The 18783-nt window shown below is 47.3% G+C and carries 16 protein-coding genes and 2 riboswitches; of the genes, 15 read left to right on the top strand and 1 reads right to left on the bottom strand.

The window, feature by feature from the left end; translation table 11 throughout:
* The first annotated feature begins 73 nt into the window (after positions 1-73).
* From MHI38_RS18775 to sdaAA, 10 genes are all read left to right on the top strand, one after another.
* On the top strand, positions 74-1366 hold the full coding sequence (locus tag MHI38_RS18775) for an arsenite/antimonite efflux transporter (protein ID WP_154891425.1): 1293 nt from the start codon (positions 74-76) through the stop codon (positions 1364-1366).
* Between the two features lie 642 nt (positions 1367-2008).
* A complete protein-coding gene (locus MHI38_RS18780) occupies positions 2009-2941 on the top strand; it encodes a phosphate ABC transporter substrate-binding protein (RefSeq protein ID WP_154891424.1) in 933 nt (310 codons plus the stop codon).
* 118 nt (positions 2942-3059) lie between these two features.
* Positions 3060-3995: a phosphate ABC transporter permease subunit PstC gene (pstC, locus tag MHI38_RS18785; RefSeq protein ID WP_373323268.1), complete on the top strand. Its 936-nt coding sequence runs from the start codon at positions 3060-3062 to the stop codon at positions 3993-3995.
* 2 nt (positions 3996-3997) lie between these two features.
* Positions 3998-4885, top strand: a complete 888-nt coding sequence (gene pstA, locus MHI38_RS18790; RefSeq protein WP_090919024.1) for a phosphate ABC transporter permease PstA — start codon at positions 3998-4000, stop codon at positions 4883-4885.
* 13 nt (positions 4886-4898) lie between these two features.
* Entirely contained in the window at positions 4899-5654 is a 756-nt protein-coding gene (gene pstB, locus MHI38_RS18795) for a phosphate ABC transporter ATP-binding protein PstB (protein WP_090918740.1), read from the top strand.
* 312 nt (positions 5655-5966) lie between these two features.
* Entirely contained in the window at positions 5967-6680 is a 714-nt protein-coding gene (locus MHI38_RS18800) for a response regulator transcription factor (RefSeq protein WP_154891422.1), read from the top strand.
* Positions 6677-8176, top strand: coding sequence for a HAMP domain-containing sensor histidine kinase (locus tag MHI38_RS18805; protein WP_336121270.1), 1500 nt, complete (start codon positions 6677-6679; stop codon positions 8174-8176). The genes MHI38_RS18800 and MHI38_RS18805 overlap by 4 nt, the downstream gene beginning before the upstream one ends.
* A 12-nt stretch (positions 8177-8188) precedes the next feature.
* Positions 8189-9286: a LolA family protein gene (locus tag MHI38_RS18810; protein ID WP_341181524.1), complete on the top strand. Its 1098-nt coding sequence runs from the start codon at positions 8189-8191 to the stop codon at positions 9284-9286.
* A 191-nt stretch (positions 9287-9477) separates the two neighbouring features.
* A riboswitch (glycine riboswitch) is annotated at positions 9478-9651 on the top strand.
* Positions 9652-9655: 4 nt separating this feature from the next.
* Positions 9656-9792, top strand: a riboswitch (glycine riboswitch).
* Positions 9793-9906: 114 nt separating this feature from the next.
* Positions 9907-10596 carry an L-serine ammonia-lyase, iron-sulfur-dependent subunit beta gene (gene sdaAB / locus MHI38_RS18815; RefSeq protein WP_221790956.1) on the top strand — a complete coding sequence of 230 codons (690 nt, stop codon included), beginning with the start codon at positions 9907-9909 and terminating at the stop codon, positions 10594-10596.
* Complete coding sequence (gene sdaAA / locus MHI38_RS18820; RefSeq protein WP_154891418.1) at positions 10586-11521, top strand: L-serine ammonia-lyase, iron-sulfur-dependent, subunit alpha; 936 nt, start codon at positions 10586-10588, stop codon at positions 11519-11521. Before sdaAB ends, sdaAA begins: the two co-directional genes overlap by 11 nt.
* A gap of 246 nt (positions 11522-11767) precedes the next feature.
* Here sdaAA and MHI38_RS18825 read toward each other — a convergent pair whose 3' ends face one another.
* On the bottom strand, positions 11768-13522 hold the full coding sequence (locus MHI38_RS18825) for an alpha-glycosidase (RefSeq protein ID WP_308722984.1): 1755 nt from the start codon (positions 13520-13522) through the stop codon (positions 11768-11770).
* 371 nt (positions 13523-13893) lie between these two features.
* Here MHI38_RS18825 and MHI38_RS18830 point away from each other — a divergent pair, with 371 nt between their 5' ends.
* The 5 genes from MHI38_RS18830 (at position 13894) to MHI38_RS18850 (ending at position 18621) form a co-directional block, all read left to right on the top strand.
* On the top strand, positions 13894-14577 hold the full coding sequence (locus tag MHI38_RS18830) for a response regulator transcription factor (RefSeq protein WP_154891416.1): 684 nt from the start codon (positions 13894-13896) through the stop codon (positions 14575-14577).
* A complete protein-coding gene (locus MHI38_RS18835; RefSeq protein ID WP_341181525.1) occupies positions 14574-16139 on the top strand; it encodes a sensor histidine kinase in 1566 nt (521 codons plus the stop codon). The genes MHI38_RS18830 and MHI38_RS18835 overlap by 4 nt, the downstream gene beginning before the upstream one ends.
* A 118-nt stretch (positions 16140-16257) precedes the next feature.
* On the top strand, positions 16258-17172 hold the full coding sequence (locus tag MHI38_RS18840; protein WP_090918727.1) for an ABC transporter ATP-binding protein: 915 nt from the start codon (positions 16258-16260) through the stop codon (positions 17170-17172).
* Positions 17169-17885 carry an ABC transporter permease gene (locus MHI38_RS18845; protein WP_154960034.1) on the top strand — a complete coding sequence of 239 codons (717 nt, stop codon included), beginning with the start codon at positions 17169-17171 and terminating at the stop codon, positions 17883-17885. Before MHI38_RS18840 ends, MHI38_RS18845 begins: the two co-directional genes overlap by 4 nt.
* Position 17886: 1 nt before the next feature.
* Positions 17887-18621, top strand: a complete 735-nt coding sequence (locus MHI38_RS18850) for an ABC transporter permease (RefSeq protein ID WP_253498238.1) — start codon at positions 17887-17889, stop codon at positions 18619-18621.
* Positions 18622-18783 lie beyond the last annotated feature (162 nt).

Genomic DNA, 18783 nt, shown 5'->3' on the forward strand with positions numbered 1-18783 from the left:
ATTCCTCTTGCGTCCCTGTATAAATATATCGTCTGGTTCTTATGGGCAATTGTACAGGACAGCAGGAGGAACTATGGTATATGTAGCAATATTAATATTTGTTTTGACCATTACGATGGTGATCTGGCAGCCTCGTGGCATCGGCATTGGCTGGAGCGCTTCGGGAGGGGCAATCCTTGCCTTGGCAGCAGGAGTAGTTAGTTTCAATGATGCTTCGGATGTGGCCTCGATTGTGTGGAATGCTACGCTGGCCTTTGTTGGCATTATTATGATTTCATTGATTTTGGACGAGACTGGATTCTTCGAATGGGCTGCCCTTCATATGGCCCGGCTGGCCGGAGGTAACGGACGTAAATTATTCCTTTATTCTATTTTACTGGGGGCTGCGGTGTCTGCCTTGTTTGCCAATGATGGCGCTGCGTTGATTCTGACACCGATTGTTCTGGCAATGGTTCGTGCTTTAAAGTTTGATGAGCGCATGGTGCTGGCATTTGTCATGGCAAGTGGTTTCATCGCGGATACGACCTCATTGCCACTCGTGGTCAGCAATCTGGTGAATATTGTTTCTGCCGATTTCTTTGGCATTACATTTGTAGAGTATGCGATACGTATGTTTGTGCCTAATCTGTTCTCTATTGCAGCGAGTACGGCGATGTTGTTTTTGTTTTATCGTAAAAGCATCCCGCAGACGTATGATGTCACGGCCGCTCGTGACCCCAAGGAAGCCATCCGTGATCCACGGGTGTTCAAGATTGCATGGTTTATGCTGGGACTATTGCTCGTAGCTTACGCTTCCAGTGAATTTCTGCCGATTCCCGTCTCCGTTATTGTAGGTGCGGTGGCCCTGCTTTTCGGTATGCTTGCACGCAAGAGCGAAGCGGTGGATTTGAAAAGGGTGGTTAAGGAAGCACCTTGGTCTATTGTTGTCTTCTCGGTAGGGATGTACATTGTTGTTTATGGTTTGCGTAATGCTGGATTAACGGATCATCTGAGCAGCTGGCTTGATGCTATAGCGGATTATGGTCTGTTCGCAGCATCGCTAGGTATGGGCCTGACCGCTGCGGTATTATCATCCGTGATGAACAATTTACCAACGGTATTAATTAATCTGCTCGCCATTCAAGGTGCACACACCGAGGGTATCATTAAGGAAGCTATGATCTATGCCAATGTCATTGGCTCGGATCTAGGTCCAAAGATGACGCCGATTGGGTCGCTTGCAACCTTGTTATGGCTACATGTATTGTCTCGCAAGGGCGTTAAGATTACATGGGGATATTATTTCAAGGCAGGCATTATTCTAACCATTCCAACGTTGTTGATTACATTGGCCGGTTTAGCATTATGGCTGTGGATCTTGGGATGAAAATAAGCAGTGAGTTTAAAATGGTTAAATAGTTATGATTTAAAAAGGCTGTTCTCACCAGATGTGTTAAACACATCCGTTGAGACGGCCTTTTTTGTTTTTGTATAAATGTGTTTCCATTGTCCTCTTATATAGAAGAAACCAACAAAGTAATCTCATGGAGGCGACGGAATCAATTCTGGAGAAGCGAAGCGCCCTCCTTTGTCGGAGACAACTGCGATCGAAAGAACAATCCGTAACTGGAATGCACGCACGAAGTGCTCTTTTCCCTTCTGCCCCCAGCCTGGCTAGGAATTCATTTTTGGAAACGAACGAATAAGCGCTGACGCAGCGGAGGGAACGGAACGATTGTGGAAAAGCGGAGCGTTCGCCTTTATCCCCGGATATATTCCTCTTACAAATACAATCAAATATATCCGGGGGTAACAGCGATTGAAACAACGTCCGTTCCCGAAGCGGCCACCTGCGCACAAAATTATATTTCGTATGTTTCGTATTTAATCCCTAGCCCACATTTTTAACATTGCGTTTACAAAACATTGATTTTCAGATGACATAACGAAACTACAATGATTAAAGAGTTGATGGTGATCACACAAATTCACAAAACGCCATCACTACATTGGGGGAGGAAAACAAAAAATGTTTAAAAAGTTGCCGTTTATTTTGATGACCTTAACGTTCGTACTGGTGCTTGCAGCATGCGGATCGAAAAACGACGCAGGTACTACAAATGGTGCCGCAAGTAATGGATCAGGAGATAATACTGCTGCTGAACTCAGCGGTAACATTCTCGCTGTTGGATCAACAGCACTGCAGCCTCTGGTAGAGCAAGCTGGACAAAAATTTATGGCAGTTGATCAATATAAGAACGTGACGGTACAAGTGCAAGGCGGCGGTAGTGGTACAGGTCTGACTCAAGTATCTGACGGACAAGCTACGATCGGTAACTCTGACGTATTTGCTGAAGAGAAGTTGAAAGACGAAGCAAAAGCTAAAGAACTGGTTGACCACCAGGTAGCAGTTGTAGCAATTGCACCAGTAAGCAATAAAGATGCAGGTGTAACGGATCTGACAAAAGAACAACTGGTAGATATTTTCTCCGGTAAAATCACGAACTGGAAAGATGTTGGTGGTAAAGATCAAGCGATCGTTATCGTTAACCGTCCAAGTAGCTCCGGTACACGTGCAACTTTCGAAAACTTCGCGCTGGGAACGAAAGTAGAAGATATTCAAGGTTCAATCCAAGAAGATTCTTCCGGTACAGTTAAGAAACTGGTATCTGAGACTCCAGGAGCAATTGGTTACCTGGCTCTGTCTTACCTGGATGACAAATTGCAAGTTCTGAAATACGGCGGTGTTGAAGCTACAGTTGAGAACGTAGAAGCAGGAACGTATCCAGTATGGGCTTACCAGCACATGTATACAAAAGGTGAGCCGGATGCAGCAACAAAAGCATTCCTCGACTACATGCTCAGCGATGAAATTCAACAAAATGACGTTAAGGAACTGGGCTACATTCCGGTATCCGGCATGAAAGTAAAACGCGATGCAGCAGGTAATGTGACTCAGTAACATTCTTTGAACTTGCGCATACAGCGAAAGAGGCGGACCCAGGTCCTGCCTCTTTGCGCGGTTTGCTCAGAAATTATCCCATATTTTGCACTAATTCTACTATAGAAGGATGGTTGTTATGGAACAGACCGAAGGGGGAACGGTGATGAACAATAAACTGAAACCACGCCGGCCCTTGAGAGAGAAACATTACTGGGAAGAGTGGACGGGACGGATCTACACGTCGATATGTGTCGTTTTCCTGATCGTTGTCATGTTTTCCATCGTATATTTTGTCGCATCCAAAGGGTTATCAACCTTTTTCCAGGATGGCGTCAGCCTGCGTGAGTTCATTTTCGGAAAAACGTGGAATCCTACAGGTGAGCCTGGCGTTTATGGTGCATTACCGTTTATCACGGGTTCCTTTACAACCACCTTGCTTGCAGCATTGATCGCAAGTCCGCTTAGTCTATGTGCAGCACTCTTTATGACCGAGATTGTACCGGGTAAAGGTAAAAAGATTTTGCAGCCCGCGATTGAATTGCTTTCCGGTATTCCATCCGTTGTATACGGATTTATCGGTCTAAGCGTAATTGTTCCGATGTTACGCAGTATCTTCGGAGGACCCGGCATTGGGATTGCAGCCGGATGTCTGGTGTTGTCCGTCATGATTCTGCCTACAGTTACGAGTATCATGGCAGATGCGTTGTCTGCTTTGCCTAAGGGCTTGCGTGAATCTTCTTATGCGCTTGGCGCAACACGCTGGCAGACGATTTATCGGGTAATCATTCCGACGGTGCTACCTGCATTGCTGACAGGTATTGTCCTTGGTATGGCTCGTGCATTTGGTGAAGCATTGGCTGTACAGATGGTCATCGGTAATGCGCCGCATGTACCGACATCCCTGCTCGAATCCGCTTCAACATTAACAAGTGTAATCACCCTGAGTATGGGTAACACCACGATGGGTTCTGTTCATAACAATGCATTGTGGAGCATGGCGCTTGTCCTGCTGGTAATGACCTTTGTCTTCGTCATTCTGGTTCGCCTGCTTGAAAGGAGGAACCGGGTATGAGAATGAAGCCAAAAACAGCGGATAAAATTGCAACAGTAGTCATCGTGATTCTGGCTTTATTCATTGTTGTACTTTTGCTCGGTTTACTCGGATTTATTCTGTTCCGGGGGATCGGTCAGATCAACTGGCACTTCCTGACGAGTGCGCCGCAATTGCTCAAAGGTGGCGGTGGTATTGGTCCGCAACTCTTTAACTCTATCTTTTTGCTTGTACTAACGCTGATTATTACCATCCCGCTCGGCTGGGGCGGAGGTATTTATATGGCGGAATATGCCAAACCGGGTCGGATTACAAGTTTCATTCGACTGGTTGTCGAAGTATTGTCATCTTTCCCATCGATCGTGATCGGTTTGTTCGGACTTTTGCTGATCGTAAATACGTTTGGCCTGGGCTTCTCACTCTTATCGGGTGCGATGGCACTGGCAATTTTCAACTTGCCACTTATGGTACGGACGACAGAGCAAGCTTTCCGAGCCGTTCCCAAAGAGCAGAAGGAAGCAGGACTTGCTCTTGGTTTGTCCAAATGGAAGATCATTACGTCCATCCTGTTGCCTGTGGCACTGCCAAGCTTGATCACTGGTACGATTCTGGCATCCGGTAGGATCTTCGGTGAAGCAGCGGCCCTGATGTTCACTGCGGGTATGAGTAGTCCACCGCTGGACTTTACGGACTGGAATCCAACAAGTCCGAGATCACCAATTAATCCACTTCGTCCTGCGGAAACACTAGCTGTACACATCTGGAAAGTCAACAGTGAAGGCATCGGACCAGATTCAAAAGAAGTTGCAGCAGGGGCTTCTGCCGTGCTGGTCATTCTGGTACTGGCATTCAATCTGAGCGCGCGCTGGATCGGCCGGGTTGTGTACCGCCGTATGACAGCTTCGAAATAAGGAGGAAATCCACATGGCCATACCTTTTGGTACGGAACAGTTAAGCATATATTATGGACATTTTCAGGCCGTGAAGCAGATCAGCCTGACTTTCCCCGAAGCGAGTGTAACGGCCCTGATCGGGCCGTCCGGTTGCGGGAAATCCACATTCCTTCGTTCGTTAAATCGGATGAATGATGAGATTGCCGGGTCCCGCACGGAAGGACATATCTGGATGGACGGCAATGACCTTAACGAACCGGGGACGGATGTAATCAAGCTTCGTCAGAAAATCGGCATGGTGTGGCAGAAGCCAAACCCTTTTCACAAGTCTATTTACAACAATATCGCATTTGGCCCCCGCTACCGCGGTACAAAAAGTAAGAAGGCACTGGATGAAATCGTGGAAAAAAGCTTGCGCCGTGCTGCTCTCTGGGATGAAGTGAAAGACAGGCTACATGAGTCAGCCTTGGCACTTTCAGGTGGACAGCAACAGCGTCTCTGTATCGCGCGCGCACTGTCTGTAGACCCGCAGATCCTATTACTTGACGAGCCTGCATCTGCGCTTGACCCTGTATCTACGGGTAAAGTGGAGGAATTGATCTCGGAGTTGAAGCAGGAGCTACGCATCGTTATTGTTACCCATAACATGCAGCAGGCGGCTCGCATCTCGGATTATACCGCTTATTTTTATCTGGGCAGTATGGTTGAGCACGGGGAGACGGAGCACATTTTTACTAACCCGGACAACCGCTTGACTCAGGAATATATTATGGGGCGTTTTGGTTAATTGAAAACAAAAACAAGGCTTCTGGATTAGTCTATCCGGGAGCCTTGTTTTGCTCTATCTAAATGTTTGCCGGATAGGATGCACCATGCTAGGATAAATAAATATCGAGAAATCATTACATGAGTTAAGCGGCAACTTATTTGAAATTTCATTATGAGACGGAGCGTCCTGAAGTTCAGGGTGCTCTTTTTGTTGTAGAGTGCGGTTTAGAGATCTGGGATATAGACGATTTGTAATTCTAAAGAAACTATAAACTTTGCAGCATCACGAGTATTTTTCGCTACACTTTAATCCAGGGAGGATGAAAGCGCAATGACAGACAAGAATAACATACTGTTAGTAGAGGACGATCCAGAAATTGCCCGGATCTTAATGGACCATCTTCGTCGTGAAGGGTATGCAGTGACCTGGGCATCAAGTGGACTGGAGAGCTGGGAAGATTTCAAGAACGGATTATATCATCTTGTACTACTTGATCTAATGTTGCCGGAGATGGACGGATTTACAGTATGCAAACATGTCAGGTTGATCAGCGATGTTCCGGTATTGATCATGAGTGCCCGGACCCAGGAAGAAAGCAAACTAGAAGGACTTGGCTTAGGCGCAGATGATTATATCACCAAACCTTTTAGTTTGGCGGAGCTTACGGCTCGAATTAAAGCCCACCTGAACAGATATCGTAGATATCAAGGTGGTCAGTCCAATGCATCGCTTCAGCAATACAACGATGGGTTAACGATTCACCCACTGAATCAGCAGGTGAGACTGAATGGTATAGAGGTGCAGTGCACAGCTAAAGAAGGAGCATTGCTAATGCTGCTGACTTCGCACCCCAACCGAGCCTTTACGAAAACAGAGATTTACGAACATGTGTGGGGTCAATCGGCAGAAGGAAGCTCCGCCGCTACAGTTACTGTGCACGTGAAAAGTTTGCGGGCCAAGCTGGGAGATGAGCCGCACCAGCCGCGCTGGATTCAAACCATATGGGGCAGTGGATACCGCTTTATTGGAGAACGGGTTAAATGAAACTGAAATATTGGCTGATGATTGCGTTCCTGATCGTGATGTTTTTGCCTGTGGCGGCAGGGTGGGCTTTATTTTCCTTATATAGCTATTATGAAAATCACCGTGCAGTAGCGGAGTATGTTGAAATGACAGGACGCATTGCACCGATAGAAAAGGTCTTAAATGATCCAACGCTGTATCAGCTGAATTCGCCTGAGCGTGATCAAACCCTCCCTGCGCTTGCCAGCGAACAGCTAAGTTTCAATCTTTATCTACCTTCTGGGATTCGGGTGTACACATCTGGCGGGGATATTACCTGGTCAACAGGTGGATATACGGTAAGAAGCTCTGAATTATATCGAAATCTGTATCATCTTCAGATTCGACACCGCACATTTTCATTGAAAAAACCAGTTTGGGATCAAGGGGAGCTGGTAGGGATTTATGAAATAACGATGTTGCGTGAGGATCGGCTTGAAGGAATATCGCTTCGAACGACATGGGTTATCGGTGGATCAGTGGTATTTTTTGTTCTCTTGTACGGAACAGTGTTGTGGTTGTTATCCCGCAAGCTTTTCTTCCCTATGAAAGTTTTGATAAACAGGATGCATGGATTTGCCCATGGAGAAGAACCAGATGAGATCCGGGTCAACGGTCACAGTGATGAGATGGGTATGTTGTTAAAGCAGTTTGATGCGATGCAACAAACCATCAGGCAGACCCAGAAGGAAGTGGAGAGGCAACAAAAAGAAAAAGAGATGATTGTAGCTTCTCTGTCACACGACCTAAAGACACCTCTCATGTCCATCAGTGCTTATGCGGAAGCACTTAGTATGGAGAGAGATTCTAGACAATTAGAGAGACAAGAGTATAGAGATGTCATCGCTAGAAATGTGGAGCGTATGAAACAGATGATCGGTGAGCTGGAGATGTACACAGCATTGGGTTCCAGAGATTCAGAGCTTGCTATGGTTGAGGTAGAAGGGGAAGAGTTTTTTGAGATGCTGCTTGGCAGTTACGGAGGTCTTGCGGAACGTGATGAGTATGACATGAAGATGTCTGTTCGGACCAATCATTGCTATCGAATTCATCCTGAATCCCTGATGCGTCTGACCGATAATCTAGTGCATAACGCGCTTCGCTACACTCCTCCCCAAGGTAGAATCGGGCTCGCTGTAATGGATTCAGCATCAGAACTGGCGGAATGGATCGATCCATCACTGGGGGCAGAACTGGATGCGTACAGAAATGGTGCGACATTGCTTATCGTTCAAAATGAAGGCCCTCCTATTCCGGCAGAACAGCTGGAGCGGATTTTTGAGCCGTACGTTCAATATCACAAAGAGCAACTAGGCGGTTATGCAGGAGGCTCTGGATTAGGATTAAGCATATCAAAGAGAATCGCATTAAAGCATGGAGGAGATATACGCATGTGGTCCTCTGAACGATATGGGACTGTAGCTGTTTGTCGATTGCCGGAACGAAGGAACCCGGATGAAACACAGGATATAACTTAAGGAAAGGTGAGAATGATGATAAAAATGGGATGGAAGCTGATGGGAGCGGCCTTGATTGCAGGTTCATTGTTTGCTGGATGCGCAGAGAAAGATATGCTTGGGATGTCAGGAGCGGATATGATTGAGAAAGTAATTGCATCCGAGTCTGGGCCAGGGTCATACTATGCCGAAGGTACGATGAAGATGTGGACAGATAGTGAGATTACGAGCACGATACACGTGAAGGAATGGGTCGACGGAAAAACAGGGAAAAAGCGGATCGAGACCGATGAAAACGGAAACGTGAGTTATGCGGTTCATAACGGTTCAGAGATTCTGCTCTATGAAGAAGAGGCGAAGACCGCTATTGCGATGGATTCATCAGCGCTCCAGCAGGAACCCAACCAAACCCAGAAGCAGATGCTGGTGGATCAACTGGAACGTATGCGTGATAACCATAATGTGAAGATGCTGGGTCAGGAAAAGCTTCAGGACCAGGAGGTCATTCATATTGAACTAACTCCGAAGGATAAGGATTCACTCTCCATGTCTTCGGAGTATTGGATAAACCCGAAAGAATGGATGGTTGTGAAAGCCACGAGTACGTATGGGGATACCAAGTCAGAGTTTCTATATGACCAGATCAATTACAATCCTGAGTTCACAGACCAGACGTTCACGCTGGATATTCCTGCAGATGTTGAAGTGAAAAAAATGAATGACGTGATGAATAACCGAGAAATCACACGAGAAGAGGCAGTGCAGGCCGTTGGTCAGCCCTTCCTACAGTATATCGGAGCGGATATGAAATTATCGAGAATTGAGCTCATTTCATCTATGGGTGAACAAGGCCGGGATGAAGTGACACTGTATTATGTGAAGGATAACAAACCAGAGATCAGCATGACCGTATTTAAAGCACCAGGGGAAAACGGTAATGAAAAACTGCTTCCAGAGGAAAAGAAAGTTAACATTCGTGATACAGAAGGTTCATATATGTCTATCATTCGGAACTTGTCGTGGAGCGAGGATGGTCTTCGTTATTCGGTCATGGGCGAAAATGATTTTTGGACAGAAGAACAACTACAGATGTGGGTAGATGAGTTGCAAATAACGAAGCAAGCGAAATAATATTGCGGATAGAGAAAAATGAACAAGCTTTGAACCATATGAACGAAAGGAGCATATCGTATATAGAAATGATGTGCTTCGAGATTACGTCACTTTTATTGACATATAGCGTATGGCATATTACGCTGTATATGATTGAATGCATGGCAGAATGGTGAACTTTCATTAAGGAAATAACAGAATATAGCGAATGATAACGAGCGGGAGAGACCTAGCAGGATGATGCAATACAGTACAAGTAGGCATGATTAATGCAATTTAAGATGTAGAACTGTACTGTACAGATGGCTTGGGCACCGAAGGAGCAAGCAGTTATGCACCCGGCATAACCGTTAATCTCTCAGGTAAATGTACCGTCGTTGGACGCAACTCTGGAGAGTGCGCGGAAGAAGCGCCACCCAAGGGGTATATGATTGTCAGATTGCTGAACAGATGAGTGCTTGCGTGTACTCGGCCTTGTTCTTCCTGGCTTAAAATCATGAAACTCTCAGGTATCAAGGACAGAGAGAGGGCTAACGGCCTTCTTCTGTCCTTTTTTGATGTCATCAATCAGTAAATCAGGAACATTGTGGTGGGTCTTGTCCAGATATCGATGACAAAACCAATTGGAGGGTTAACAGGTGCGATTTAAAGATGTTTTTTCAATTATTGGCCCGTCGATGACGGGACCATCCAGTTCACATACAGCCGGTGCTGCAAGATTGGGACGAATTGCGCGTCAGTGGCTGGGATGTACACCGGAACGTGCAAGGCTTACGTTATATGGCTCATTTGCGGATACCTATCAGGGACATGGAACAGATCTGGCACTAATCGGTGGTTTGCTGGGTTACGTTACAGATGATCCGCGTATACCGGATGCAGAGCAATATGCAGATGAAGCAGGCATGGAGGTTGAATTTTACACCAGCGGTCTACCGGCTCCTCATCCGAACACGGTCAAGATTGAATTGTGGCACGGCGAACGGGCATGCTCTTTAATAGGTGCTTCCATCGGTGGCGGCAGTGTATCTGTGCATGCATTAAATGATTTTCGCGTACAGATCAGTGGAGAGTTTCCGACACTTGTTTTGCGTCATGCCGATAAAGCGGGAGTTCTGGCATCCGTGACCTCAACCATTAGCTCGTCCGGAGTGAATATCGGCTATATGCAAGTGGATCGAAAGGCTCGTGATGGTGAGGCACTTACAGCAATGGAGATGGATGCACCGCCGAGTGAAGACGCGTTGAACAAACTGCGTTCATTGGATCATATGCTGGATATTCGTGTGATTGATCTGAAGAGAGGGGGTGATCCGGATGCGGTTTAAACATCTACATGAATTAAACACCATCTGCACTGCGGAGTCCAAAACAATTGCACAGTTGATGATTGAAGAGCAGGTGCAGGAGACTAACACACCCGAAACAGATGTCGTAAAGCAAATGTCGGAGTACTACCAGGTGATGAAAGAAGCGGTTCGTAAAGGACTTACAGAAGATACCACCTCACGTAGCGGACTGACGGGTGGGGACGGGAAAAAGATGGCCGAATATATTCGCCAAGGCGAAACATGCTCTGGCGATGCTTCTGCCCTTGCCATGGCCTATGCACTTTGCGTATCGGAAGTGAATGCCTCCATGGGACGGATCGTGGCTACGCCAACAGCGGGCTCTTGTGGCATCATTCCGGGTGTGTTTATCAGCTCGCAGGAACGATTTGGCTGGACGGATGAACATCTGGTGAATGGATTGTTCTGCGCCGGTGCTATTGGATACGTGATCGCCAACAATTCATTTATTTCAGGGGCCGAGGGCGGCTGTCAGGCGGAAGTAGGATCAGCGATTGGCATGGCTGCCGGTGCGATGGTGGAGCTTCGTGGAGGGACGCCGGAGCAGGTAGTGCATGCTGTAGGATTGGCTTTGAAAAATACACTGGGCCTCATCTGCGATCCGGTTGCTGGCCTGGTAGAGATTCCATGCATCGTGCGCAACGGACTCGGTGCCGTTACTGCACTGGCTGCCGCAGATATGGCACTCGCTGGTGTACGCAGTGCCATTCCGTCTGACGAAGTCATTGACGTGATGTTGGAGGTAGGCAGTGCGATGCCAAGCCGTCACCGCGAGACAGCGCAAGGTGGGCTCGCTCAGACACCTACAGGCCGCAAGATGATGGAGAAGCTGGCGAAGCCAAAGGCCAAGCGCTTGCCGGATGAGTCATCCGAAACATCAACAACAGGCTCAGAGGCAGAATAGCAAGTGGATCATATACAGGACAGGGGCAGATAGCTTAGGAGCACACAACCAAGTTCCGATTATCAATTAAATTAGTAATTAGAGCATGTTAGTCGTTATTACTTCATAACAAACAAGCGTCCGCGAACCTGGTTTTCTCAGGTTATGCGAGACGCTTGTTTGTCCAGTTTGCCTAAACCGCCAAGATAGCAGTCAACCACTCAGAATTGGAGAAGGCAGTCATTTATTGTTGTTTCCAAAAGGCATCTATTTTACTTCTGTGCGCATCACGGCATATCCGTAAGCAGGCAGTTCAATGGCAAGCACACCGTCTTCCAGAGCGGTGCGATGGTTGCCCTCAAACAGCTCCGTCCAAGGTTGCTCTCCTGCATCCAGTTCAACGATGGCGGTTTCCTCAGAACGGTTGAACAGAATGAGGATGCGTTCCTCGTCACTTTGCCGCTCCATCACAAGCTGGCTACCGCCTTCCTGGGCTTGCAGGAAACGAATGGTTCCTGCTGCACGCAGTGCAGGATGAGCATGACGCAGAGCAATCAGCTTTTGATAAAAGTGAAGTAGCTCCCGATCCTGCTTCGCTTCGTCCCACTCCATGCATTTGCGGCAACCTGGATCATGTTCTCCGTCGAGCCCGATCTCGTCACCATAATAGATACATGGGGCTCCCATATAACTGAACTGGAACAAGGCAGCCAGCTTCATCTTGCGTTGATCGCCCTCGCACAAGGTAAGCAGGCGCGGAGTATCATGACTGTCGAGTAAGTTGAATGCCACCTCGCTCGCTTGAAGTGGGTAGCGAGATAGCTGCCTGCCAAGGGCACTCGCGAATTGTTCAGCGTGCATCTTATCTTCCACAAAGAAATGATTTACGGCGGCGGTGAACGGATAGTTCATGGCAGCATCGAACTGGTCCCCTTGTAGCCAGGAAGAAGATTCGTTCCATATCTCACCTAGAATGTAGGCATCTGGGTTGGCTTCCTTAACAACCCGCCTGAAATCTCTCCAGAAAGCATCGTCCACTTCATCAGCTACATCAAGACGCCAGCCGTCCGTGCCAACTTCCTTGATCCAATATTCCGCTACTTCGAGCAAGTAGGCCTTCACATCGGGATTCTCTGTATTCAGCTTGGGCATATGAGCCTCAAATCCAAATGTCTCATAGGTTGGAATGCCATCCTTCACGTCCAGCGGGAATTCATGTACGTGAAACCAGTCCTTGTATTTGGACTTGGCACCAAGCTTTTGTACATCGACAAAAGGAGCAAATGTTTTGCCTGAATGATTAAACACGGCATCCAGCAGTACACGAATACCCCGTTCATGACACAGCTTCACCAGACGCTTCACGGTGTCAGCATCACCGAAATGGCGGTCGACGCGCAGATAGTCTTCGGTATCATATTTATGATTGGTTGTAGCTTCGAAAATCGGAGTAAAATAAATCGCATTAATGCCCAGTTCACTGAGGTAATCAAGGTGGTCGATTACACCCTGCAAGTCACCGCCAAAGAAATTAAAGGGTGTAGGTTCACCGCCCCAAGGTTCAACCTCTTTGGGATTGATATCCGGGTTGCCATTGGCAAAGCGCTCGGGGAAAATCTGATAAAACACAGCATCTTTCACCCATGCTGGGGGTGTAAACACAGCTCCGGCATGAAGATATGGGAACTGAAACATGCGGCCTGGGTCATCGGGCTCCTCCTCTTGGAAATCCGTCTCGGTCATCCAGATGTGTTCATCTCCACTTTTGAGCAAAAAAGCATACTTCAATCGATGATACGGAGGTCTCACTTCCCCCTCGTAGTAGTCAAACATAGAGTCTGACGTCAATTTGGTCAGAGGAACCATATCTTTTGTTTCCTCCCACGCGTATTTATCTCCAGTCAGGGCATACACCTCGGTGAGATCATTCTTTTTGGCACGCAGACGTAGACGAATCGTATCCTGATCATAGGCATAGGCCCAGTTTCGTTTCGGTTGGTGGAAGATGGCTTCAAGCAGCATATGTAATTCCTCCTGTCAGATATGAATGAAGTAAGCAGAGACCAATTCATTTAAATTCGATTAAATATGCTAGTAGTACAGTAATACAGGTGATATGTAGACATTATTGCTGAAAGATATAGCTTCATATTACGTGACTGCAGATTGCGTTATAATGAGGGTATGAAAAGAGAGGGCAGGCTCTAAACGAGCGACATGGAATGTACTGAGGCCTAGGCAACGGACATTGTAGCTTGTGCAACCAGGCTTGCATTTAAACTCGCGGGGAGGTTCGCCCCATTCAAAATTTAAAGCCAAAAATCATAAAGATAAGCATTGCCGCCCAGATATATCATTAACCCAAAGGGAACGGAAAGGAAACGAGTACATAGATGAAAAACAAACTGTTATACATTGAGGATGATACGGAAATTGCAACATGGGTGAGAGAAGATCTGGAGGAGCGTGGATATGAGGTCGTCTGGCTTGGGAGCGGTGAAGGGGCCACCGAGGCTGTGGCAGACTGCTCCCTAGTCATTCTGGATGTCATGCTGCCAGGGCTCGACGGATTCACGGTAGGCCAGCGATTAAAAAAAGAATATCCTGCTGTGCCCATCGTTATGCTCTCGGCCAGAACATCCATTGATGACAAGTTGCATGGGCTTGATTTTGCCGATGACTATGTGACCAAACCTTTTCATCCGGACGAGCTTGCAGCGCGAATTGAGGTTCAACTGCGGAAAGCAGGCAAAGTAGGTTCAAGTGAAGCGGTACTTAAGCTGGATCATCTGTCGATTTATGAGCAGGATAACCGGATCGTGAATGAGCAGACGGGGGAAGAGATTATTTTATCCGGTAAACAGTTCCACATCTTCGCTTATTTGCTTCGGCATATGGGCATGATTCGCACCAAAGAGCAGATCTATGAAGCGGTGTGGAACGAGTCTTATCTGGATGGGGACAAAACGTTGATGGTGCACATTCGGCATCTGCGCGAGAAGCTGGAGATTGATCCGGCCAATCCTGTCATTATTCAGACAGTACGCGGTGTTGGCTATCGTGTGAAGAAGCCATGATCAGATGGTATAGAGAACGGAAGGCAAGGAAGTCTGAACAGAACAGAGGCAGTGAAACAGGACAGCCTATCCGTCCCAAAATAAAGTTTGGGCGATCACTGATGTCCAGATACATGCTACTGATTCTGGCAGCTTTTCTGTTTGTACCTGTTGTGGTACCGATGGTAGCAACGGTTTTTATTGTAGTCATCAATAACGTAAGCTCTAGTGAAGAAGCACCTTACGGAAACGCTGACCAAATTACCGAACTGTGGGCTATGGAATCCAAAAAGCTGGGCGGGGCTTCTGACCAAATCATAGATAAACGGATGAAAGAACTGCAGGAGAAATACCCTAAATCGGCTATGTATCGTGTAGATGCGGCAGGCCGAACGAAGATAGTGCTTGGCGGTGAAGAGGCGGATGTACTGAAGTCTAAATCATTGCATCCTTCAGTCACCTCGGAAGGGGAGCCGGCGTCTTTAAATACAGACGTCATTCTGAAGTGGTCGCTCGCAACTGGAGAAAAAGCAGAGACCCGAATCCCGGCAAGATGGACACCAAATGATACGGTTCAGTTCATGAAGGAAGCCTTGTATCGCGATCCTCTAACCGTGGTTTCTTTTATTGGCGGAGTAAATGTGAATAAGGGACAAGGGTTTATGGTGATTGAAGTCCCTCGTGAGCTCATTCAAAACATCACCAATAACGGGGTATTAGAATTCATCTATTTCGGGGCAGTGATGCTGATTGTGTTTGTGATCTTTATTGTGATGTCCGTTCTGTTCTTCGCCAAAATTCGCAAACGACTGATTCACTTGCAATCTGCTATGGTTACCCCGGGCAAGGAGGGTATACCACTTCCAGTGGACATTAAGAGATCGGATGAGATTGGACATTTGGAGGAATCCTTTAACCAGATGGTACATCAGTTAACGGATAGCCTTCAGCGTGAACGGGAAGAGGAGCAACTTCGCAAACGGCTTGTGGCAGGGTTATCCCATGACCTGAGAACACCGCTTACGGTAATTCGCGGGCATATGCATGCACTGAATAAAGAAAACCTAAGTGATCAAGGCGTGCGGGCACTGAGTCGAATGGAAGGCAAGATACAGGATCTTGGTGAACTGATCGACAATTTGCTCACGTATAATCTGCTGACTAGTGGAAGATATACTTTAAAACTGGAGCAGAAAGATGCACTGCGTATGATAAGGGAAGCTGCTGCTTCCTGGTATCCGGTGTGGGAGAAGGAAGAGTTTGAGATCGATATTGACCTGCCTGAAACTCCGTTAATCTGGGATGTAGATGCGCAAGGGCTGCGGCGTGTGCTGGATAATTTGTTTCAAAATGTAGTTCGTCATGCGGCAAGCGGAAAATATATTCGCATTTCCACGGAGCAGATTCAGGGTCGAACTGCCGTAGTGATCGAGGATCGCGGACCGGGAATTCAGCCGGATTCGGGTACGAAGGGCACAGGACTTGGCTTATCCATTGTCGATCTGCTGATTCGTGAGATGGGCTTGCGGAAGCGGGTAGATAGCTCAGATGCGGGTGTCCGTACCTATCTATACAGCGGCTAAGGGATTGATCGGGAAGTTTGAACGCAGGCAGAAGAGGTTTCTTTTTAAACTAAACTTAAACTTGGATGTACGCTGGCTTTAACCTTGGAGGGTTACGATAGTTCCGAGGTGATAATGAATGAGCGAAAATATTATTCAAACAGCGAATTTATGGAAAACATATAAGGACCGTGCAGCGGTTCGTGAACTTGACCTTCATATTAAAAAAGGAGATATCTACGGCTTCCTTGGTCCTAACGGTGCCGGCAAAACAACAACGATCCGCATGCTTCTTGGATTGATTAAACCGACCAAAGGTGTCATCCGGGTCTTCGACAAAGATATTCGCAAGGACCGTATGGACATTTTACGGCGTGTAGGTTCTCTGGTGGAGTACCCCTCCTATTACGGTCATCTGAATGCGGTAGAGAATCTTGAGGTACTGCGCCGCATTATCAATGTACCCAAGTCAAGGATTGCGGAAGTGTTATCTATTGTTGATCTGACAAAAGATGCTAAACGAAATGTAAAAGGGTATTCCCTCGGCATGAAACAGCGTTTGGGCATTGCCAGCGCGCTACTCGGTGAACCGGAGCTGCTTATTTTGGATGAGCCAACGAACGGACTTGACCCCGCGGGGATTCAGGAGATTCGGGAACTCATCAAACGTATGCCGCTGGAGCATGGCATCACCGTTCTTGTATCCAGTCACTTGCTGAGTGAAGTGGAGCAGATGGCGAGTCGTGTCGGTATTATAAGAGATGGCAAAATGGTGATGCAGGACACGATGGCGAGTCTCCATAGTCAGACAGGCAGCTCAATCAGGCTCACGGTGTCTGAACCGGAGGCAGCCATGAAGCTTGCTCGTGAGCAGGGGCAATTTGGTCAGAGACAGGGTGCTGAGCTTACCTTCCCCTACATGGATAACAGCGCAGTCGCACTGCTGGTACGCCGATTGATTGAACAGGATCATGATGTATACCGGGTCGAAGAACAGAGACAGTCTTTGGAGGATCTCTTCATGCGTGTCATTGGCGAGGGGGCTTCCCTATGACAGGACGTGCATTATCAGCCGACTGGCTTAAAATTCGTGGCAAAGGCATCTGGTTTCTGGTGTTTCTGGCCCCAATCGGCTTGACGGCCATGCAGGCTCTGAATTTCGGATTACGGCTGGATTATCTGAAAGAGCAGTATGCCGATAATTTGTGGGGAGGTCTGCTGGGAAACGTGGTTGTTTTTGTGCCGCTGGCTTTAATGCTGGGCGCAACCATTTTGAGTTCGATGATCGCCGGAATAGAGCATGAGCAGGGGTCGTGGAAGCAACTTCTGGCGATGCCAATTAAAAGGCCAGCCGTTTATCTTGCAAAGTTTCTGCTGGCCTGTGTGCTACTAATGATCTCATGTTTGTTGCTAACGGCGGGGGTTGTTGGACTGGGACTTGTGCTTGGTTTCGATGCCAAAGATATACCGTGGGCACAGGCACTGAAGCTGGGGCTTATGCCGCTAGCTGGCGCACTGCCTGTATTGTCCATTGAATTATGGTTTACGCTGGTATCCAAAAATCAGGCGCTACCGGTTACATTCGGCATTATTCTTGCGATTACCGGTATGTTTTCACTCAGCATTTCTCCACATTTTCCACTTGCTTGGGCACAGATGGCTTGGAGTGCGCCTAACGCTTACTTATACGCAGCAATGGGTGCATGTTTAGGAATCCTCATTTTGCTGATAGGCATGATGCACTTCAGTCGGAAGGATGTGGCCTGATATGAATTTTGCTACAACCTATTTTCGTATCTTATCTGCGGAACGTTTGAAAATGGCCAAATCGCCAATCTCGCTTTTGGTTCTAATCAGTCCCTTGATCGCACTGCTCATCGGTCTGCTCTCTTCCCCATCGGGCGATTGGATTGCATTGATGTCAGCCATGGTGATGATTCACGGTATGCTTTTGTTACCGATGCTGACAGGGGTGTTCACCTCATTTGTCTGCCGTTTTGAACATGCAGGGGGTGGATGGAAACAGCTCTTGGTTCTGCCACTTACACGTACAGGTGTGTATTTAGGCAAATTCACAATGGTGTTACTGCTCCTCGCTGGTACACAGTTACTTCTATTCGGAAGTATCGTTTTGACAGGATTAATCCATGGGATGGCATCACCGGTACCTTGGGGATTCCTTGTCAGTAAAATGTTGCTTGGACTTCTGGCTTGTATCCCATTGGCGGCATTACAGATGTTTGTGTCTCTGATCTGGAGCAGTTTCGCCGCGCCGCTTGCCCTGAACTTCGCGCTAACGATACCTAACATTCTGGTTGCAAACTCCGCAACGTATGGCCCGTATTATCCATGGGCACAGCCGATGATTCTGATGCTTCCCATTGAGGGAACAGGGTTCGGTGCGTTCAATGTTCCGCTCGGCACACTTCTAGCCGTAGTTGGTGGCAGCGCCGTGTTATTCATTGCGATGGGCATGATTTATTTTTCGAAGAAGGAAGTATAAAGTATACGTTCGATGAGAATAACAAATGAACCTTTCCTGAGGCTGTGCATCCAAAGAGTTGGTATGCAGACAGTCTCAGTTTTTTTTTATATTATGCGATAAAGGGCAAATCCCATCTTTTTCATGCCTATTGATGTGAATTTCATCCTATTTGATAAGCAA

It is taken from the genome of Paenibacillus sp. FSL K6-1558, from assembly GCF_038002565.1.
GTDB lineage: Bacteria > Bacillota > Bacilli > Paenibacillales > Paenibacillaceae > Paenibacillus > Paenibacillus polysaccharolyticus.